This window comes from Rubrilithobacter danxiaensis (genome assembly GCF_047272945.1).
Taxonomy (GTDB): domain Bacteria; phylum Bacteroidota; class Bacteroidia; order Sphingobacteriales; family Sphingobacteriaceae; genus Rubrolithibacter; species Rubrolithibacter danxiaensis.
The window spans coordinates 17,401-35,166 of sequence record NZ_JBKOPS010000003.1 but is presented as its reverse complement, the minus strand read 5'-3'; the positions used below and the strand labels follow the sequence as shown (position 1 = coordinate 35,166).

At 38.0% G+C, this 17,766-nt stretch carries 12 protein-coding genes; all 12 read left to right on the top strand.

What is annotated here, in order from left to right; genetic code table 11:
- Window positions 1–85: 85 nt before the first annotated feature.
- Complete coding sequence (locus ACLCDL_RS04240) at window positions 86–475, top strand: plasmid mobilization protein (RefSeq protein ID WP_423147029.1); 390 nt, start codon at window positions 86–88, stop codon at window positions 473–475.
- The gene (locus tag ACLCDL_RS04235) at window positions 463–1,758 is read left to right on the top strand and encodes a relaxase/mobilization nuclease domain-containing protein (protein ID WP_423147028.1); all 1,296 of its coding nucleotides are present in this window, start codon (window positions 463–465) and stop codon (window positions 1,756–1,758) included. Before ACLCDL_RS04240 ends, ACLCDL_RS04235 begins: the two co-directional genes overlap by 13 nt.
- Before the next feature lie 18 nt (window positions 1,759–1,776).
- Window positions 1,777–3,762, top strand: coding sequence for a conjugal transfer protein MobC (gene mobC, locus ACLCDL_RS04230; RefSeq protein WP_423147341.1), 1,986 nt, complete (start codon window positions 1,777–1,779; stop codon window positions 3,760–3,762).
- A gap of 16 nt (window positions 3,763–3,778) precedes the next feature.
- Window positions 3,779–4,858 carry a PDDEXK nuclease domain-containing protein gene (locus ACLCDL_RS04225; protein WP_423147027.1) on the top strand — a complete coding sequence of 360 codons (1,080 nt, stop codon included), beginning with the start codon at window positions 3,779–3,781 and terminating at the stop codon, window positions 4,856–4,858.
- Window positions 4,859–5,423: 565 nt separating this feature from the next.
- Window positions 5,424–9,623 carry a hypothetical protein gene (locus ACLCDL_RS04220; protein WP_423147026.1) on the top strand — a complete coding sequence of 1,400 codons (4,200 nt, stop codon included), beginning with the start codon at window positions 5,424–5,426 and terminating at the stop codon, window positions 9,621–9,623.
- Window positions 9,624–9,652: 29 nt separating this feature from the next.
- Window positions 9,653–13,168, top strand: a complete 3,516-nt coding sequence (locus tag ACLCDL_RS04215) for a DUF6443 domain-containing protein (protein WP_423147025.1) — start codon at window positions 9,653–9,655, stop codon at window positions 13,166–13,168.
- A 3-nt stretch (window positions 13,169–13,171) separates the two neighbouring features.
- Window positions 13,172–13,534: a hypothetical protein gene (locus ACLCDL_RS04210; RefSeq protein ID WP_423147024.1), complete on the top strand. Its 363-nt coding sequence runs from the start codon at window positions 13,172–13,174 to the stop codon at window positions 13,532–13,534.
- A gap of 29 nt (window positions 13,535–13,563) precedes the next feature.
- The gene (locus ACLCDL_RS04205) at window positions 13,564–13,935 is read left to right on the top strand and encodes a hypothetical protein (protein ID WP_423147023.1); all 372 of its coding nucleotides are present in this window, start codon (window positions 13,564–13,566) and stop codon (window positions 13,933–13,935) included.
- Window positions 13,936–14,570: 635 nt separating this feature from the next.
- Complete coding sequence (locus ACLCDL_RS04200; RefSeq protein WP_423147022.1) at window positions 14,571–15,716, top strand: hypothetical protein; 1,146 nt, start codon at window positions 14,571–14,573, stop codon at window positions 15,714–15,716.
- Window positions 15,704–16,060, top strand: coding sequence for a hypothetical protein (locus ACLCDL_RS04195; RefSeq protein WP_423147021.1), 357 nt, complete (start codon window positions 15,704–15,706; stop codon window positions 16,058–16,060). Before ACLCDL_RS04200 ends, ACLCDL_RS04195 begins: the two co-directional genes overlap by 13 nt.
- The gene (locus ACLCDL_RS04190) at window positions 16,050–16,544 is read left to right on the top strand and encodes a PulJ/GspJ family protein (RefSeq protein WP_423147020.1); all 495 of its coding nucleotides are present in this window, start codon (window positions 16,050–16,052) and stop codon (window positions 16,542–16,544) included. Before ACLCDL_RS04195 ends, ACLCDL_RS04190 begins: the two co-directional genes overlap by 11 nt.
- 45 nt (window positions 16,545–16,589) lie before the next feature.
- Window positions 16,590–17,729 (top strand): type II secretion system F family protein, encoded by a 1,140-nt coding sequence (locus tag ACLCDL_RS04185; RefSeq protein WP_423147019.1) that lies wholly within the window; start codon window positions 16,590–16,592, stop codon window positions 17,727–17,729.
- The last annotated feature ends 37 nt before the right edge of the window (window positions 17,730–17,766 follow it).

Sequence of the window (17,766 nt, the reverse complement as noted above, 5' to 3'; positions counted from 1 at the left end):
CGAATCCGGCCGCCATTTCACTCCGAAGTCGTGGGCGGTGAAACTTAAAGGATAAATAGTTTGAAAACGTGTAAATGATATCGTGATGAAAGAGAAAAAAACAAACAGAAGCCGGATCATCGGATTGCGGCTTACCTTGAGAGAGTACGAGCAGATTGAGAAAAAATTCAAGTCAAGCACCTGTCGTAAGCTGAGTGATTATGTACGCCGGAGCATCTTCGAAAAGCCTATTGTTACTACCTACCGCAACCAATCATTAGATGACTTTATGACAGAGGTAATAAGGCTTAGAAATGAGCTGAACAGTATCGGAAACAACTTCAACCAGGCTGTAAAAAAACTGCACACCCTTAACCAGATTGCCGAGTTCCGGACATGGTTAATCACTCACGAATTGGAGAAAAAAATTCTTTTTAACAAAGTGGATGCGGTCAAAAAACACATTCAAAAAATCGCCGAAATATGGTTGCAGTAATCAAAACAGGACACTCCATCCACCGCATTTTTAACTATAATGAGAACAAGGTAAAAGAAGGAGCAGCGGAGTGTATCGGAGCAGGAAACTATCCCATTGATACAGATAAAATGAGCCTTCACATGAAGCTGAACCGTCTGCTGAATCAGGCCGAACTAAACCAAAACGTAACCCGGAACAGCGTACATATTTCGCTGAATTTTGACTCTTCAGACAGCAACCTTTCAAAGGAACGGCTGATGGAAATTGCCGAAACCTATATGCAGAAAATAGGCTTCGGGCAACAGCCCTATCTCGTATATCAGCATTATGATGCAGGACACCCTCACATCCACCTGGTTTCAATAAAAGTAAGAGAAGACGGCAGCAGGATTGACACCCAGAATATCGGGCGTAACCAATCGGAAGCGGCCCGAAAAGAAATTGAAAAATCATTTGGGCTGGTAATAGCGGACGAGCGGAAAAGAAAACAGAATTTTGAACTGAAGCCGGTTGATGTAAGAAAAGTGCAGTATGGCCGGACAGAAACAAAGCGGGCCATTACAAATGTGTTGGAGGCCGTACTTGATGCCTACAAATATACTAGTCTGCCCGAACTGAATGCAGTGCTGAAACAGTATAATATAGCAGCCGAACGAGGAAGCGAAAATTCCAGGGTATATATTAATAGAGGGCTGGTCTACCGGGTTCTTGATGAACAGGGAAATCCAATTGGTGTACCGATCAAGGCCAGTAATTTTTACAGCAGGCCCACCTTGAAATTCCTGGAGGAAAAATTCCCGGGAAATGAACTGAAACGTCTTCCCTTTAAGGCAAGGGTAAAGAACGCGGTTGATATGGCTTTGCTATCGAAAAAGTTATCCCTTCAGGAATTGGTAAAGGTTTTGGAAAAGCAGGGTATCCACACAATGCTGCGCCAAAACGAGAGCGGTTTGATATACGGGATTACCTACGTTGACCATCAAACCAAATGTGTGTTCAACGGCAGTGCATTGGGCAAAGCCTACAGTGCCAAAACCGTTCAGGAACGCTGTAACCCAAAAGCTGGAGCTAATCAAAAAACAACAGCCTTTCAGCAGGTATTGCCGGAGTCGCAGGATGCAAAAATGCAGATGCAGTTACCTGACTCCAAACTGCGTTCTGAATCTGCGGCTCACTTTCCAGACATCGGTAAAGTGATGGATATACTGATGCAGCCGGAGCACGTGCCGGAGTATCTTCCATATCATTTAAAAAAGAAGAACAGAAAGAAAAAAAGGAAACAAATTTCTAACAATCCTTAAAGTTTTTAGGCTATGGCTATGCACACAGGAGAAAACGAACAGGCGCTGAGGAAAATTCTGGATATGACCAGGCTGATCAGCATCACCATCTTAGTAGTTCATTTTTATTATTACTGCTATTCGGCATTCCATGAATGGCAGTTCAGCAGCAGTTTCACAGATCGTTTGCTTGGCAATATCAGAAACACAGGATTGTTCAGTACTTTTAATAAATCGAAGCTGATTTCCTTGGGTTTTCTGATTATTTCCCTCATGGGAGCCAAAGGCAGAAAAGATGAGAAGTTGAACCATCGAACGGCACTTGCCTGCATCATTACAGGACTGTTGATTTACTTCTTCAGCTATCTGTGCTTGCTGCTAGAGATAAAAATAACGGAGGCGGCTTCACTCTATATGGGATTAACTTCTACCGGCTTTTTATTGATGCTTAGCGGAGGGACCTTACTGTCTCGGATTATTAAAACCAAGCTTAATAACAAGGATATTTTCAATAAGGAAAACGAGACTTTCCCTCAGGAAGAGCGCCTTCTTGAAAATGAATATTCTATCAACCTTCCTGCACAGTACCAATTGAAAAATAAGATCAGAAAAAGCTGGATCAATGTTATCAATCCTTTTCGTGGCTTACTGGTATTGGGATCTCCGGGAGCTGGCAAATCCTACTTTGTTATCCGGCATGTAATTACCCAGCATATTAAGAAAGGCTTTACTATGTTCGTTTACGATTTTAAGTTTGATGACTTATCTAAAATAGCATACAATACCTGGTTAAGATATAAGGGCAAATACGCCGTACCGCCCCAATTCTTTATTATCAATTTTGATGATTTAACCCGCAGTCATCGCTGCAATCCGCTCGATCACCAAAGCATGTCGGATATTACCGATGCTGCTGAGTCTGCACGTACTATTTTAATGGGTTTAAACAGAGAATGGATCAAGCGGCAAGGCGATTTCTTTGTAGAATCACCTATCAATTTTTTATCGGCTATTATCTGGTATTTGCGGAAATACCGGGACGGTGAGTTTTGTACACTCCCCCACGTTATCGAATTAATGCAGGTGGATTATGATTCTCTTTTCACTGTTTTACGAACAGAAAAAGAAATAGAGGTGCTGATTAACCCCTTTGTTAATGCCTACATGAATGATGTCATGGAACAGCTGGAGGGCCAGATCGCAGCGGCTAAAGTAGCTATGGCCAGGCTTTCTTCGCCGCAATTATACTACCTGCTTTCGGGTAATGATTTTACTTTAGACATCAATAATCCGGAAGAACCTAAGATTATCTGTATGGGTAATAGTCCTCAAAAAATACAAATATATGGGGCTGTTCTATCGCTCTATGTAACCCGGCTGATTAAATTGGTAAACAAGAAAGACCGATTAAAAAGCAGTTTAATATTTGATGAGTTTCCAACTATTTATTTAAATAATATGGACAGCCTGATTGCTACCGCCAGGAGTAACAAGGTGGCGACCTGTTTAGGGGTTCAGGATTTCAGCCAGCTTCGGAAAGATTACGGCAAAGAGCAGGCCGAGGTGATAATGAATATTACCGGTAATATTATTAGCGGGCAGGTCACCGGCGATACAGCGAAACAGCTTTCCGAGCGTTTTGGAAAGATCATGCAGGACAAGGAAAGCCTTTCTATTAATAGTTCTGATACTTCCATCAGCCGTTCCAGGCAGTTGGAATCTGCTGTTCCTGCTTCAAAAATTTCTGCTTTAAGTTCCGGTGAGTTTGTAGGAATGATTGCTGATGATCCAGGTTGTAAAATTGAACTGAAAGCCTTTCATTGCGAGATACAGAACGATCATGGAGCCTTAAAGAAAGGGCAGGATTCCTATAAAGAAATTCCGGTAATTCGTAAGTTGGATCAGGCTATAGTTCAACGGAATTACTTGCAGATCAAACAGGAGGTGCAGGATATTATTCAATCGGAAATGGAGCGGGTATTGAATGATCCGGGGCTGAAGCACGTGGTTATTAAAAAAGGATAGTTTTAAATTGCAGGAAATGAAAAAAGAAAAAGAAATCTCAGGCACGGATTTATTTCAGAGCATTAGATCGCTGATAGAAAATTCCAGGAAAAGCATTGTGAGAAATATAAACTCGGCAATGCTGATGACTTACTTTGAAATAGGAAGAATGATTGTAGAAGATCAGCAGCAGGGTAAAGAGCGGGCGGAATATGCTAAGGAAACACTCCAGAACTTAAGCCGAGATCTAACAAAAGAATTTGGAAAAGGATATTCTATAGATAACCTTGAACGATTTAGGAAATTTTATATAACCTATCAGGATCGCTTTTCCGCATCACTGATGCGGAAATCTACAGATGAGCAACCTGCCCCAAAATCCGCATCAGCGATGCGGTTATCTGAACCAGGAGAACAAAATAGTTTCCCCTTTACATTAAGCTGGACCCACTACATACAATTACTAAAGATTAATAACGAGGATGAAAGGAACTTTTATGAGATTGAAGCCTCTCAGAACAATTGGAGTATGAGAGAATTAACGAGGCAGTTTAACAGTGCTCTTTATGAAAGAATATCCTCAAGTAAAAACAAAAATGAGGTAAAGCAATTAGCTGCAAAGGGACAAATAATAGAGAAGCCCACGGATGTATTAAAAAGTCATTATGTTTTAGAATTTCTGGATTTAAAGGAAGACAGTCGGTACTCCGAGAATGACCTGGAAAAAGCTATTATCGATAAATTAGAACACTTTATGTTAGAGCTTGGAAAAGGCTTTTTATTCGAGGGAAGGCAACGAAGATTCACTTTTGAAGGAGACAGTTTTTTTGTCGACTTGGTGTTTTACAATAGATTACTACGATGCTTTGTACTGTTTGATCTGAAGATCGGCAAATTAACACATCAGGACATCGGCCAGATGCAGATGTATGTAAATTACTACGACCGAAAAATAAAACTGCCTGAAGAGCGTCCGACTATTGGTATCATTCTTTGTAAAGAAGAAAACAGAACAGTTGTTGAATTTACCCTGCCTGAAAAAAACGAGCAGATATTTGCTAAAGAATATAAATCGGTATTACCCAGTAAAGCTGAACTTAAGAAGCAAATAGAATGAAAATTTGTTCCTTAATAAAGGACCAAAGCTTAATCTTTTGTCTGCTTTTTTGTTACAATCCCCGCTCAATAATTATAATGGGAACGCGATATTTAAAAAAAGCCGTAGGCATCTCTCCGGAGTGAAAACATGCCTGAAACGATATATCCAGCAAAGGAACCGTAGGAATGAGAACAGCTGGTAGCTTTAGCAAGGATCCAGCAACTGTGCTTAAGAATCATTTGGAAAGGTAGCTTCTAAAGGCCTCAAACCATTCATGTTTCTACTTCAGTATTAGAAGATTTACATCCCTGCCATTTCAAAATGTTCTGCTGCAACTGATAATGATTTCCTTCTTTGTGAGCTGTGCCATTGCTAAAAAATCCTGCCAATTTGATGCTCAAAGTTTAGTATTTGTTCTAAATCACTTGTTTGTCGTCATCTAATTGTAACGCTTTTTTTACTTAATAATATTTAAACTGCAGTTTAGCTGCAGTGCAGTGAATTAACATTGTTCCGAAGATTATCCTAATATTCTCAAAACTTTTTGCCTTTCTAAAAATACATTTATTAAAAAACATATTTTATGGTGAAATATTTACTTTTGTTCCTCTTCGTAATTCAGTCTTTTTTTTCCTACAGTCAGCAGACTACAGACGAAACTAAGGAATTGGTTAACATACTGCCGCCCTCTCCATCTGCAGGGGAATTGGGTCGGTATGCTGCAGTAGGATCGAATATAAGTACCGGAGCGTTAAGCTCCAGTATAGATTTGTACACCTACTCGACTAAGAATTTAAAGCTTCCAATAAGTATTAATTATAGTACCACAGGTTTTAAAGTCGATCAAATAAGCACACGAGTAGGGCAGAGCTGGAGTTTAAATGCCGGTGGTGCGATAACAAGAACTGTGTTGGGTAATCCTGATGGAGGTTCTTTTGCGAATCCTCCCAGCGATTGGCCCAATACTACGGGGCAGGCTTTGGATTCTTATATACAGTCTGTGGTTGCAGCTGATTACGATACCCAACCCGATATTTTTAGCTATAATTTTTTGAATTATTCCGGTCGATTTATCGTTGTGAATGGAGTAATTAAAAAGTTAGAGCAAAATGATCTGGATATAGTCGGAACAATATCAGGAGGATTTACCATCACTACAGCAGATGGCGTAAAATTTCTTTTTAATGTTAAAGAATCTTCTACCTCTATAAATTCTGCGAACCCTCATTACCGGGATGGTATTACGAATGCATGGTATTTAAAATCAATTACCCATCCCTTTGGTGATGTAATTACGTTGTCGTATGGTTTTTGCGAATTTAATTATCTTGGAGCAGTAAGTCAAATTTATACTTTCTTTAGAAGCGCAGATGCGAATTACCAAACCCCGCTTCCAAATGCTGAAACACCTAAACAGAACGAGTATATAACCCAGATTAAAAATAACGGGGTATACCTGATCGGAATTACTTCTAACGCACCCGACCGGGGAAATTTGAAGATGAATTACCTTCCCCGACAGGATTTATCGGGAGACTATTTATTGAATAATATTGAGCTGTATGAAAAAGATAATTCTGCACCTCTGAAAACTATCTCTTTCGGCTATAGCTACAGTACTTATAATGGTTTTAGTAATTCGTATACTAATTTAAATCCATTGTACAATGTACAAAAACGCCTATTCCTAAACAGTCTCCAGATAGGAGAAAAGAACTACAGGTTCTTTTATAATGATTTGGACAAGCTGCCACCAAGAGTATCCTATGCACAGGATCATTACGGATACTTTAACGGAAAATCTAACTCAAGCCTTATACCTACTCCAGCACAGCAGTATATTCATGCAGCACCGGCCTTTAAATATGGGGACAGACGTCCTGACTGGAATTTTGCTAAACGAGGATTACTCAGAAAAATCGTTTATCCGACGGGTGGACAAGATAGTATTGAGTATGAGGCGAACACAATTTATGTTAATCAAGATAAAGACTGTGATATTCCGACTGAAACATTATCTCCATCAATATCGGGTGAATCAACCTTCAAACATTCAACCACTTATTATTCAGATCCATTTGTTGTTACCTGTGATCAAACAGTTCAGGCTAACATTAGCTGTTTGCCTTTAAGTCGCGCTTCTGATGGAAGTCCCTCGTATCCTAACGGCGAGTATTCAGTTACAGCATGTATTATGAATACAGCTACCTCAAGTTGTGTTGCATCATTATCTGCAGCAGTTGATAATTCTAATGTGATATCTTTTGTTCTCCCGGAAGGAAATTATCAAATTCGATTGACTGTCGGTGGAGATGCCAGTGGATTAGTTTCCTTTACTGTTAAAAATAGTTATCCTTTCACCGGTAATAAGGACATTGCGGGATTGAGAATAAAGAGAATTATTTCTTTTGATCCTCTTACCCAGAAAGAGAATGTAAAAAAATTTTATTACGGAAATCTTTCTACTAACCAGTCATCAGGTAAGGTGTTTAGTCAACACCCGCTTTACAAGAGCTCCTATGCCACTTACCTCCGAGGTTCTACTTGGTGCGAGTTTATGACTAAAATATATGATAAGATGTCATCTTCCAACAGTTATGGATTGAATGATCTTACCGGCAATCATATATATTATGATCAGGTATTTGAAAGTTCGGGAGAGAACTTTGACAATGGAGGAGTAGAACATATTTTCTTAAATGTATTTGATTCCAACGGAGCAGTAATGCAGGGAAATCCAATACCTGGAGCCTCCATGTCAAACTTCGGAATCAATAGTCATTTAGAATTGGAAAAAAATACCTTCTCATATACAAATGGGGTGATCAGCTATCGTAAAAAAATAAAGACAGTGTACACAGATGATCCCCGATTACGATCGAGGACTACTTACTATGTATTACAGGCGGATGGAGGTTACCAATCGGTTTGCAATTTTTATTCCTTACCTAATTATATATGGTTAAGTATCGCTAACTATGACATGCTGTCCAGTTGGGTTTATCCATCGGCAGTAGAGACCACCGAGTTTGATCAAAACGGGGTCAACCCTGTTATAACAACTATAAATTATGAATATAATAATGCTTCCCATCTTCAGTTAACTAAAGAAACATCTACAGGAAGTGACGGAAAGGTTAAGACATCTTATTCAACCTATCCTTCGGATTATGCTTCGGGTACAATCTTTATTGACAACCTTCTTACCAATAAAATACTGGATGTCCCTATTGAAAATGTGGTTGTTTTAAGTGATGGCAGCAACTATAATATTCTTTCAGGTGTACTTAATTATTATACTACGAATGGAAAAGGATTAGTTGAGTCTGTCCATTTTCTGGAAACAACATCTCCGATTACACTATCCAATTTTAAATTTTCGAATAGTCTCGCAGGTCAGTTGCCCAATTGGAATTCTCCCGCTTCCTTTGCTGCGGACCCTAAATATAAGGAAAGAATTTCTTTTACTTATAATGCTTCTAATAATCCAGAGGATATTATTAATGATGGAATAAAGAAAAGTTACATGTGGGGATATTCCAGTCAGTTTCCTACTGTCGAGATACAGAATGGACTTTTAGGAGAAATGGGATATAGTAGTTTCGAGTCATCTGAAATGGGTAATTTAAGTTACAGCAATGCGGGAATAAGCACGGCATTTAGCAGAACAGGAAGCAAAAGCTTCAACTTTAGTAGTGCCAGTAATATTATTTCTAAAAGTGGCTTAACAAACGAAAGCACTTATAAGGTTTCCTATTGGACAAGAAGCGCCTCGCCTTATACTGTAATCGGAACAATAGGCAACCCAACGCAAGGTTCCGCGACTGACGGCTGGACATTCTATGAACATCTTGTTACGGGGCAAAGTTCCGTAAACATAACGGCTACTAGTGGTTACATTGATGATATAAGAATATATCCTAAAAATGCTCAAGTGACAACCTTTACTTATAAACCTTTAACAGGCATGACCAGCTCCACGGATGCAAGGAATAAAACTACATTTTATGAGTACGATGAGTTTCAGCGATTAAAAAATATAAGAGACCAACAGAAATTCATCATCAAAAACTATAGATATAGTTACTTGAAGGAGTCTCCTGTTATAGATATAAGTTGGACATTAACAGAGGGACAATATCCCTTTTTTGTAGACAACAACTTAACATTTAACGTGAACGGTGTGGACGTTGAGAATGAATTTAACGCTGGTACAGGAGTGTTTAAAGGGGCACATGCGGGAGATCAAGTAACAATCCGGCAAGACTTCTATTCACAAGCTTATCCATGGCCTGCTACGGGTGCCGATGCAACATTCACCGTTTTAATAAACGGGGATCCTGTTAAAAATGTTTCTTTCGACACTCAGTCCCAGCAGTATTACACTTTTACTATAGAAGAGGGCAAAACCTACCAGGTTATTAGCACAACCAAGAACAAGGCAGTACGGATTAATTACTCGGTGAGTCAATCCGCATCCCCTTATCTTGACAATAACCTTTTCATAGAAGTGAACGGAGGAGATGTTATACAAGAGTTCTGGGATAATAATACCTATTTAGATGCCAATGTGGGTGACCAGGTGCGTTTTAAAGAAGTATTTATTGACCCTTGGGAGCCTGCCACTGCCCCTAAAGCGAACCTTACGGTCAAGAAAGATGGCGTGGTAATTTATAATAATACCGTTAGCAGCGCAACTAACCAAGTGTACCCTTCCGGAACTCCGCTCACACTGGAAGCAGAAAAACAATATGAGGTAATCACCACGAGTGTTTCCCAATAGCACGAAGGTTAATCTTAAGAAAAATAATCATGAAAAATATACATTCTCTATTTAAGGTAGCATGTAGATATAAGCTGCTGCTGTTATTCATGTTTTCTACTTTGAGCAGCTCGGTGGGAAAGGCACAGATTACGCAGGATAATTATATCCAGATTCGAACACCAAACGTGCCGATACAGGATGAAGCTCTATTATCCTCTGCCTCAAAAGAAGACGTTCAAACGGATATTCAATATCTTGATGGTTTGGGTCGTCCTCTTCAAGCCTTGCAGAAACAGGCTTCTCCTAATGGCAGAGATATTATTGTTCCAATTGCCTATGATGCCTATGGCAGAGAGGTAAAAAAGTATCTGCCTTACGTTGCAACTACCTCGTTAAGTGCCGGCTCATATCGACCCGATGCCATAACTGAGCAGCAATCATTCTATATCGCCCCGGGAGGTACAACCTGGAATGCTCCATTTGTAGTTTCTAGCACAGCCAATACCGCTTTTGCCGGAACTTTATTTGAAAAATCACCGTTAAACAGAGTTCTGGAACAGGGCGCTGCCGGAAACTTCTGGCAGTTGAGCACTAGTACCGTGACCGGGAAAGGGCATACCCTTAAGTATGAATACACCACCAATAATACTGTTGCGCTCTCCGATCTTGTCAATACACGGGCGGTGACAAAGTATAGTATTCTAATTGCAACAGACGGAAAACGAACATTAGCATTAAGTACAGGAGTTCTTTACAGTGGCAACGAGCTTTTTGTAACGGTAACGAAAGACGAAAATTGGGTTGCTGCCGACGGAAGAGCCGGGACAACAGAAGAATACAAAAACAAAGAAAGCCAGGTTGTGCTAAAACGTGCATTTAATAAGAAAGATAATGCTATAGAAATGTTATCAACATACTATGTGTATGATGATTTCGGAAACTTGTGTTTTGTACTTCCTCCCGAGGCTAATCCTGATGCCGGCCTGCCCTCAACAACTACATTGAATAACTTTGCTTTCCAGTACCGCTACGATGAGCGGAACAGGCTGGTTGAAAAGAAACTGCCGGGTAATGCGCCGCAATTGATCGTATACAACAAACAGGATAAGATTGTGGGTATTCAGGATGGAAATGCCGTTTCGACTAAGCGGTGGAATTTTACTAAATACGATGCTTTAGGAAGGATAATTTATACTGGCTGGACGAACGACCTAACTCCTACACCATTAACACGCCAGCAATTGCAGGACTTAGTTTACAGTTTGCCACAATGGGAAAATCGGGTTGACACAGGTATTGCTTACGATAACTTGGCTTGGCCGGCGAACTTTGATGTGAATGATTTTTACTACGTCAATTATTATGACGATTATAACATTCCAAAATTGCCAGGTACAGCTACTCACAATTATCAATATAAAACTTTTGCAGAACGTCCCGAAGGAAAAAGCTCAGAAACACAAGGCCTTTTAACAGCAACAGTGGTGCGATCTGTTAATAATTCTTCTGAATACTGGACTGTGAACTATTATGATGATGAAGGAAGATTGGTGCAGGAACAAAAAAATACTATTGTTTCCGCAACGGGCAGTAAGGATATTATAAATAATATCTACAGCTTTACTGATCAGCTAAAGAAAAGTGTTCGCGAGCATTTGGAATCAACTTCAACAGGTATAATTCCCGTTACGATCATTATCAGTAAGGACTATGATCATAGAGGACGAACAACTACAACCAAACAAAAAATAAATTCGCAGGAGGAGATCGTACTGTCTAGCTTAACTTACAACGAACTGGGCCAACTGGTTGATAAAAAGCTTCATTTAAGGCCAGGGCAAAGTAAGTATTTACAGAGTGTTGATTACCGCTACAATATAAGGGGATGGCTTACTTCTATTAATGACCAGGCCCTCACTACTACCCCAAGCGCAAAAAATGAAGATGATGCAACCAGTGATATTGACAAATTTGGCATGGAGATCAGGTACACTAATGGTACAATCCCGCAGTACAATGGAAATATCTCCCGAATAATCTGGAAATGTGCTTCGCCACCAAATTTTACGGTGCCAATGCTTGCTTATGATTACGAATATGATAAGCTAAACCGGTTCCTATCAGCCATTTCCTACACCAACTCAAGTACTCCCGATAATCGCTACAAGGAAACGGTAAGTTACGATAAGATGGGAAATATTACTAATTTGAAACGATGGGCTTATGCAGATGGATTAGCAAAACAGATTGATGATTTGAACTACTCTTATACCGGTAACCGGGTAAGCAGCATAAGCGATGTGAGTACTTCAGATCGTAAAGATTGGGGATGGAATGATATAAATTCAACCGCTGGTGAAATAACGTATGACACCAATGGCAATTTAAAAATAAACAAGGATAAAGGAATCAGTAACATTACCTATAGCCCGATAAATACGATAAATCTCATCACGTTCAGCAGCAATACCAGCCATACATTGGGTTACGAATACGATAGGGCCGGTAGTAAGTTAAAAAAGACGTATACAAACGGTGCATCAAAAGTTGAAACTTTTTACGTGGATGGAATAGTATATGAAAGAGTTAATAATTCAACTTATCAACAGCTGTTTATACAAACAGAAGAAGGCAGGGCCAGAAGAAATGTTGACGGTATCTATACTTACGAATATGATTTGAAAGACTATTTAGGGAATGCCCGTGTGACCATACAAGCTTCTGCAACTGACCCGAATGATGGAACTGCAGAGATTTTACAGGAAACCGCTTACTATCCGTTCGGAATGGAAATTTCAGCTATGAATTATGTAAGTGGAAGCAAAAATAAATATCTTTATAATGGAAAAGAGTTACAGGAGGAGAATAACTTAGGATTGTATGATTACGGGGCGAGGTTCTATGATCCGTCCATTGGGAGGTTTGCAGCTGTTGATGCACAAGCAGAGCATTCACTGCAAATAAATGCTTCTCCATACGCGTATACTGGAAATAATCCCATAAGTAGAATAGATCCTGATGGTAATTGTTGGCCCTGCGTAATAGAATTGGCAGTCGGGGGATATGAAGCGTTAACAACAACTGAGGTCGTTGCAGCTACAGGCTTAGCGCTTGGAGCAACGGCTATCACAATGAATCACATCAATAAGTATAGAAATTCTGTTGCTCAGGATAATACAAGTGTTGTTCATAATGCTCCAAATAGTGAGCCTGTGGCTCTTCCTAAAAAACTGCCAATCCTGCAAAATTCAGCTAGTGAGGACAATGTGGGCAATAGAAGAAAGAACCGTTTGCCGGACGTTGCGGGGCCGAATACTACGCAGACTAATAAGCCGAACACTACAACAAAAGTGTATGGTCCTAATGGACAAGTACAAAAAGAGTATAATAAAGGACATGGCCCTAATGCTCCAAAAAATGAGCAAGATGATCATGTTCATGATCATAAGCCTAGTCCAAATCCCAACAATCCAAATGCAACAGAGAGGCAACCTGGTAGACCTCCAAAACCTAATGAGTTAGAAAAAGATAAGTATAAACAAAATCAGCGGAATAACAATTGAATTATGAACCAAGTTGAAAAAAATAACGCTCTGTTTGAGTTGCTAAAAACAGATATAAGTATTGTAAGCTCTCAAATTATAGGACTTAACATACATCTCCAAAACTTCACTCTTACTATTGACATTGATTTTATAATGTCTAAAGTAATTGGTGGACATTTGAAATTGACCTTTACAGATATAAAAGAATATTCTTTCTATCACAATTCAGATTACACCTTTTACAATGTTGAAGATTATAAGCTTCTAAAAAAAGGAGATTTGTTTTATATAAGCTTCGATCCAGACAACGAAAATGCATCAAGTATCTCAAAAGATGATAATGACCTGATCCTATGTGGAGACATTGCAGGCTGCCGCTACTAGCAGGGTAGGGTTTTCAACAACAAAGAGTAATGGAAATAAACTTCGACAGATTGATAAAAAGTATAAAAGAGCAAGTTCAACTATTTTTGTTGAATAGCGGTGAGTTTTATCCTTTCGACACAAGTATTGATGAAACTAATAATATTAAACCAATTGGGGTTTATTTAGAAAATGATAATCCGTCTTCCTCAGAGTTGATCAATGTACTCGAAAAATACATTCAAAAAGGGATCAAAAATGGTCAACATATTATTGCAATTATTGTGATAGACGTAACAATCCATCAAGAGGGAAGGCCGTTTGATGCTATTGAAATGCGAATATTTGAAAGGGACAAAGAACCATTAAAGCAATATCTAAAATACAAGATGCACCATAACTTTGTGGAGTTCACGGAATAGATATAGATTCTCACCTAATTGGCTTAAGTTTTGCAACGTATTGAGCTTGGTTAACTTAAGCCTTTTTAATAAGAAAGTTAGTTGGAGCTTTCACTATAAATCTTACTGCGGCCTTAAAAAAGTAATTAATAAAGCTTTCCTAAAAGTTCCAAACTTCTGTTTTTTTATATTGATTTAAATCCCAGATTTAAGCCAAAAGGGAAGTAGTATAAAATTTTATTGTTCCAGCATCCAGATTCTAAATGCTTTAATTCTTTCAAAATTGTTAGAAACTAAGAGTGTTTTAAAAAGGTTCCCTTGATGTTACCCAAGCCGTTTTTAATTTCAGTCGATTTAATATAGAGTTTGAGCAAGATAATTTAAATAGGAGAAATCACCTTCCCAAATTATAGCACTTTTTTTATTTCTTATCAATAGAAAGTATTAAAGATGGATTTTTCTTTAAACATCATGATTCTTATTTAATTCTTCTTATATTTCGATTCTCAATTACCAATTTGTTGCCTTACTTTAAAAAATATAAATGCTGTAAAAAGCTTAAAGTAGAAGCCTCTGCTTTATATATAGTTATCATTGTTTCATTAATAATAGCGATAGCTTCTTCTGCTTTGATTGCATCAGCATATTTTTATCGGTTGGAAAATCAAAAAGATTTAAGATTTAATAAGTTAGTTAGTAACCTTCATTCGGGGAGTAGTATTCTTTTGTCTGCAGGTTGTAAGGAGAAAAATGGTGAAAAAAAGTTTGACCTTTTTGGAAATCAGGATGATTCTGTTTCATTGCAAAAAGAAAACTGGGGCGTTTTTACCCTAGGTATTGCAAAAGCCTTTATTTTAACGGATACATTAAAACAGGCTTTCCTGATTGGAACGGATTCCGGGAAAGATCTTGCAGCTATCTATGTTACAGATGAGGACAGGCCAATATCGGTAAATGGAAATACACAAATTACAGGAGATGCACTCTTACCAAAAGCTGGTATTAAACAAGCATATGTGGAGGGGAAGGGGTTCAAAGGAAAGAAGTTGGTAAATGGTAAGATTCACTTTAGTAAAAGATCATTGCCTCCTTTAGATAAGGATATTCTTAATAGTCTCATAGAAAGCTTAAAGGAAAGTTCTCAAAATAATAATGATATTATTCCTGATTCCCTCAATAATTCCTTTTTTAATCCTTTGATCACGTTAAGTCTGGGCAAAAGCAAGGCAGAAATAGTAAATGCTATTTCAGGAAGAGTAATTATTAAGTCGGACACAACGATCAGAATCAGCTCAGATGCTTTACTTACTGATGTCATTGTTTTTGCACCTTCTATTGTTGTAGAAGACGGATTTAAAGGATCAGTCCAGTTATTTGCAACAGATTCTATTATTGCAGGCAAAAATGTTGAGTTCATCTATCCCTCATGCCTGGGAATATTGAAACCTAATGATAGTAAAATACAGGCCAGAATACAGCTTGGTACCCGATCAAAATTCTCAGGGATTTTATTTTCATATGAGGAGAACAGAAGCGATCTGCAAACACTAATTAGTTTGGGCAAAGAATGCAAAGTAACAGGAGAGGTATTTTCAACCGGATTTATCAAAGTGGATAAGCCGGTAACAATAAACGGAAAAGTAACGTGTAACCGCTTTATCATTCAAACCCCCTCGACCTTGTATGAAAATTATTTAATTGATATTGTTATTGACCGGACAAAAAGAAGCAATTACTATTTAACATCCGATTTATTTGCCACAACAAAAACGACTTATCAAATTCTTAAATGGCTTCGTTAATAAAGAAAATTTCAGCTTCAACATTAATAGAAGTAATTATTTCTATGGTAATAATCATGGCTGTATTTTCTGTTGCCATGGGAATTTATATTAAAATAATGAATTCCGGAGCCTCCACAACCAGCAGAAAAATGCAGATAATAATGAGAGGCATTGTAGAGACATCGATACAAAATAAAAGCTGGGGTGAGGAAGTACTGGAAAAAGATAGCGTAATTTTAAGAAAGACGCTGATTCCTTATAATCAACAATATACTGATCTCTACCTCCTTAAAGTAGTTGCAGAAACAGAGGGAGGGAAGAAGGACTCAATACAGCAGGTTATTAAAAAAGATGAAGATTAACAAGATTAAAGCATATACAATCCTTGAACTTACAATTGCCATGCTGATTTCTGCAATAGTAATAGGTATTGCTTTTTCTTCTTATACTATCTTAAATAAATTATATCACGTTTTTAATTCCAAGAATAAATCAATTACTGAATTTAGTCTAACGAATAAGATTTTAAGAAAAGACTTTTTACAGGCAAAAAGGATAATGAAAACAGAAAGTGGAATACAGACAATCGATGATAAAGGCATTGTTTCGTATCGTTTTCTAAAGGATTACATACTAAGGAATCAGTACGACATCCGAACAGATACCTTGCGTTTATTAAATGAATATGTTGTTTGCAGTTTCGAGAACAGAGAAGCAAGCATAGGAGATATTGTTGACCGGTTAAATTTTAGTACCAAAATAGATAATCAGGTAATAATGCTTGATTTTATAAAAGAATACTCCTCAGAAGACCTTATAAATTTAAAAGAAGAGGGGAAAGAGTAAACGCATATAATCTGATTTTTTAATTAAACTTCGAACGCTCAAGATATGCCTTCTATTGATATTTCACGCTATAAACTGCAAAAACCGAAGCCGGAAAACAATAAAAGCTTTTCCCTGATTGACCTGTTGAACAAAGACATTTCATTTGGCAAAAAGCAGCTTTCTGATAAAAAGAAGGAAGCGTTTTACCTGGAACTAAGCACGCTAATTTCATCAGGGATTGATTTTAGAACGGCATTGGACCTGATATTGGTTGATCAGGGAAAAGCAAAAGATAAAAAACTGTTCGAATCTGTAAAAGAAAGAGTACTTGCCGGAAGTTCGCTGTCTGAATCACTCAGGATAACAGAAAAGTTCAGTGGATACGAGTTCCATACATTAAGAATCGGTGAGGAAACAGGCAGAATAGGAGAGGTATTAACAGACCTGGCAAAATTTTACAAAAGTAAAATACAGCAAAGAAGAAAGATAATAAGTGCAATAACTTACCCGGTAATTGTATTACTCACTTCTTTAGGGGCGGTATTTTTTATGATAAAATTCGTCGTGCCCATGTTTGCAGATATTTTTCTACGGTTTGGAGGAAAACTTCCCTGGATAACTTCTTTTATCCTTTCGGTTTCTGCCACAGTTGATAAGTATTTTATCTTTTTTCTGCTAACCGTGATTGCAGTAGGTTTAAGCTATTTTTTTACAAGAAGTAAGGAACCAGTCCGAAAGATAATTTCGCACGTTGTTCTAAAAATACCTGTATTGGGAGAAATAACTGCTAAAATTTATCTGGCACGCTTTGCCAATACCATGCGTTTACTAATAAGCACAAATACACCCCTGTTAAAATCAATTGGCCTGGTTCGTCAAATGATTGAATTTTATCCCGTTGAAGTTTCCCTATTAAAAGTGGAACAGGATATTTTAACTGGAAAATCGCTGTATGAAAGCTTGTCACAGTTCGGCTTTTACCCTTCAAAATTAATTCAGCTAATTAAAGTTGGAGAGGAAGTGAACAGGCTGGATTACTTTTTCGAAAAAATAGCATTACAATATACGGAGGAAGTAGAATATCGTACAAACACAATAAGTAGTCTTCTGGAACCACTGATCATTATTTTTTTAGGTGTAATTGTCGGAGTTATACTGATTGCCATGTACCTCCCTATGTTCCAGATGAGTAATAGTTTTTAAATCTTTAATAATACATATATAGAAAAAATTTTTACCG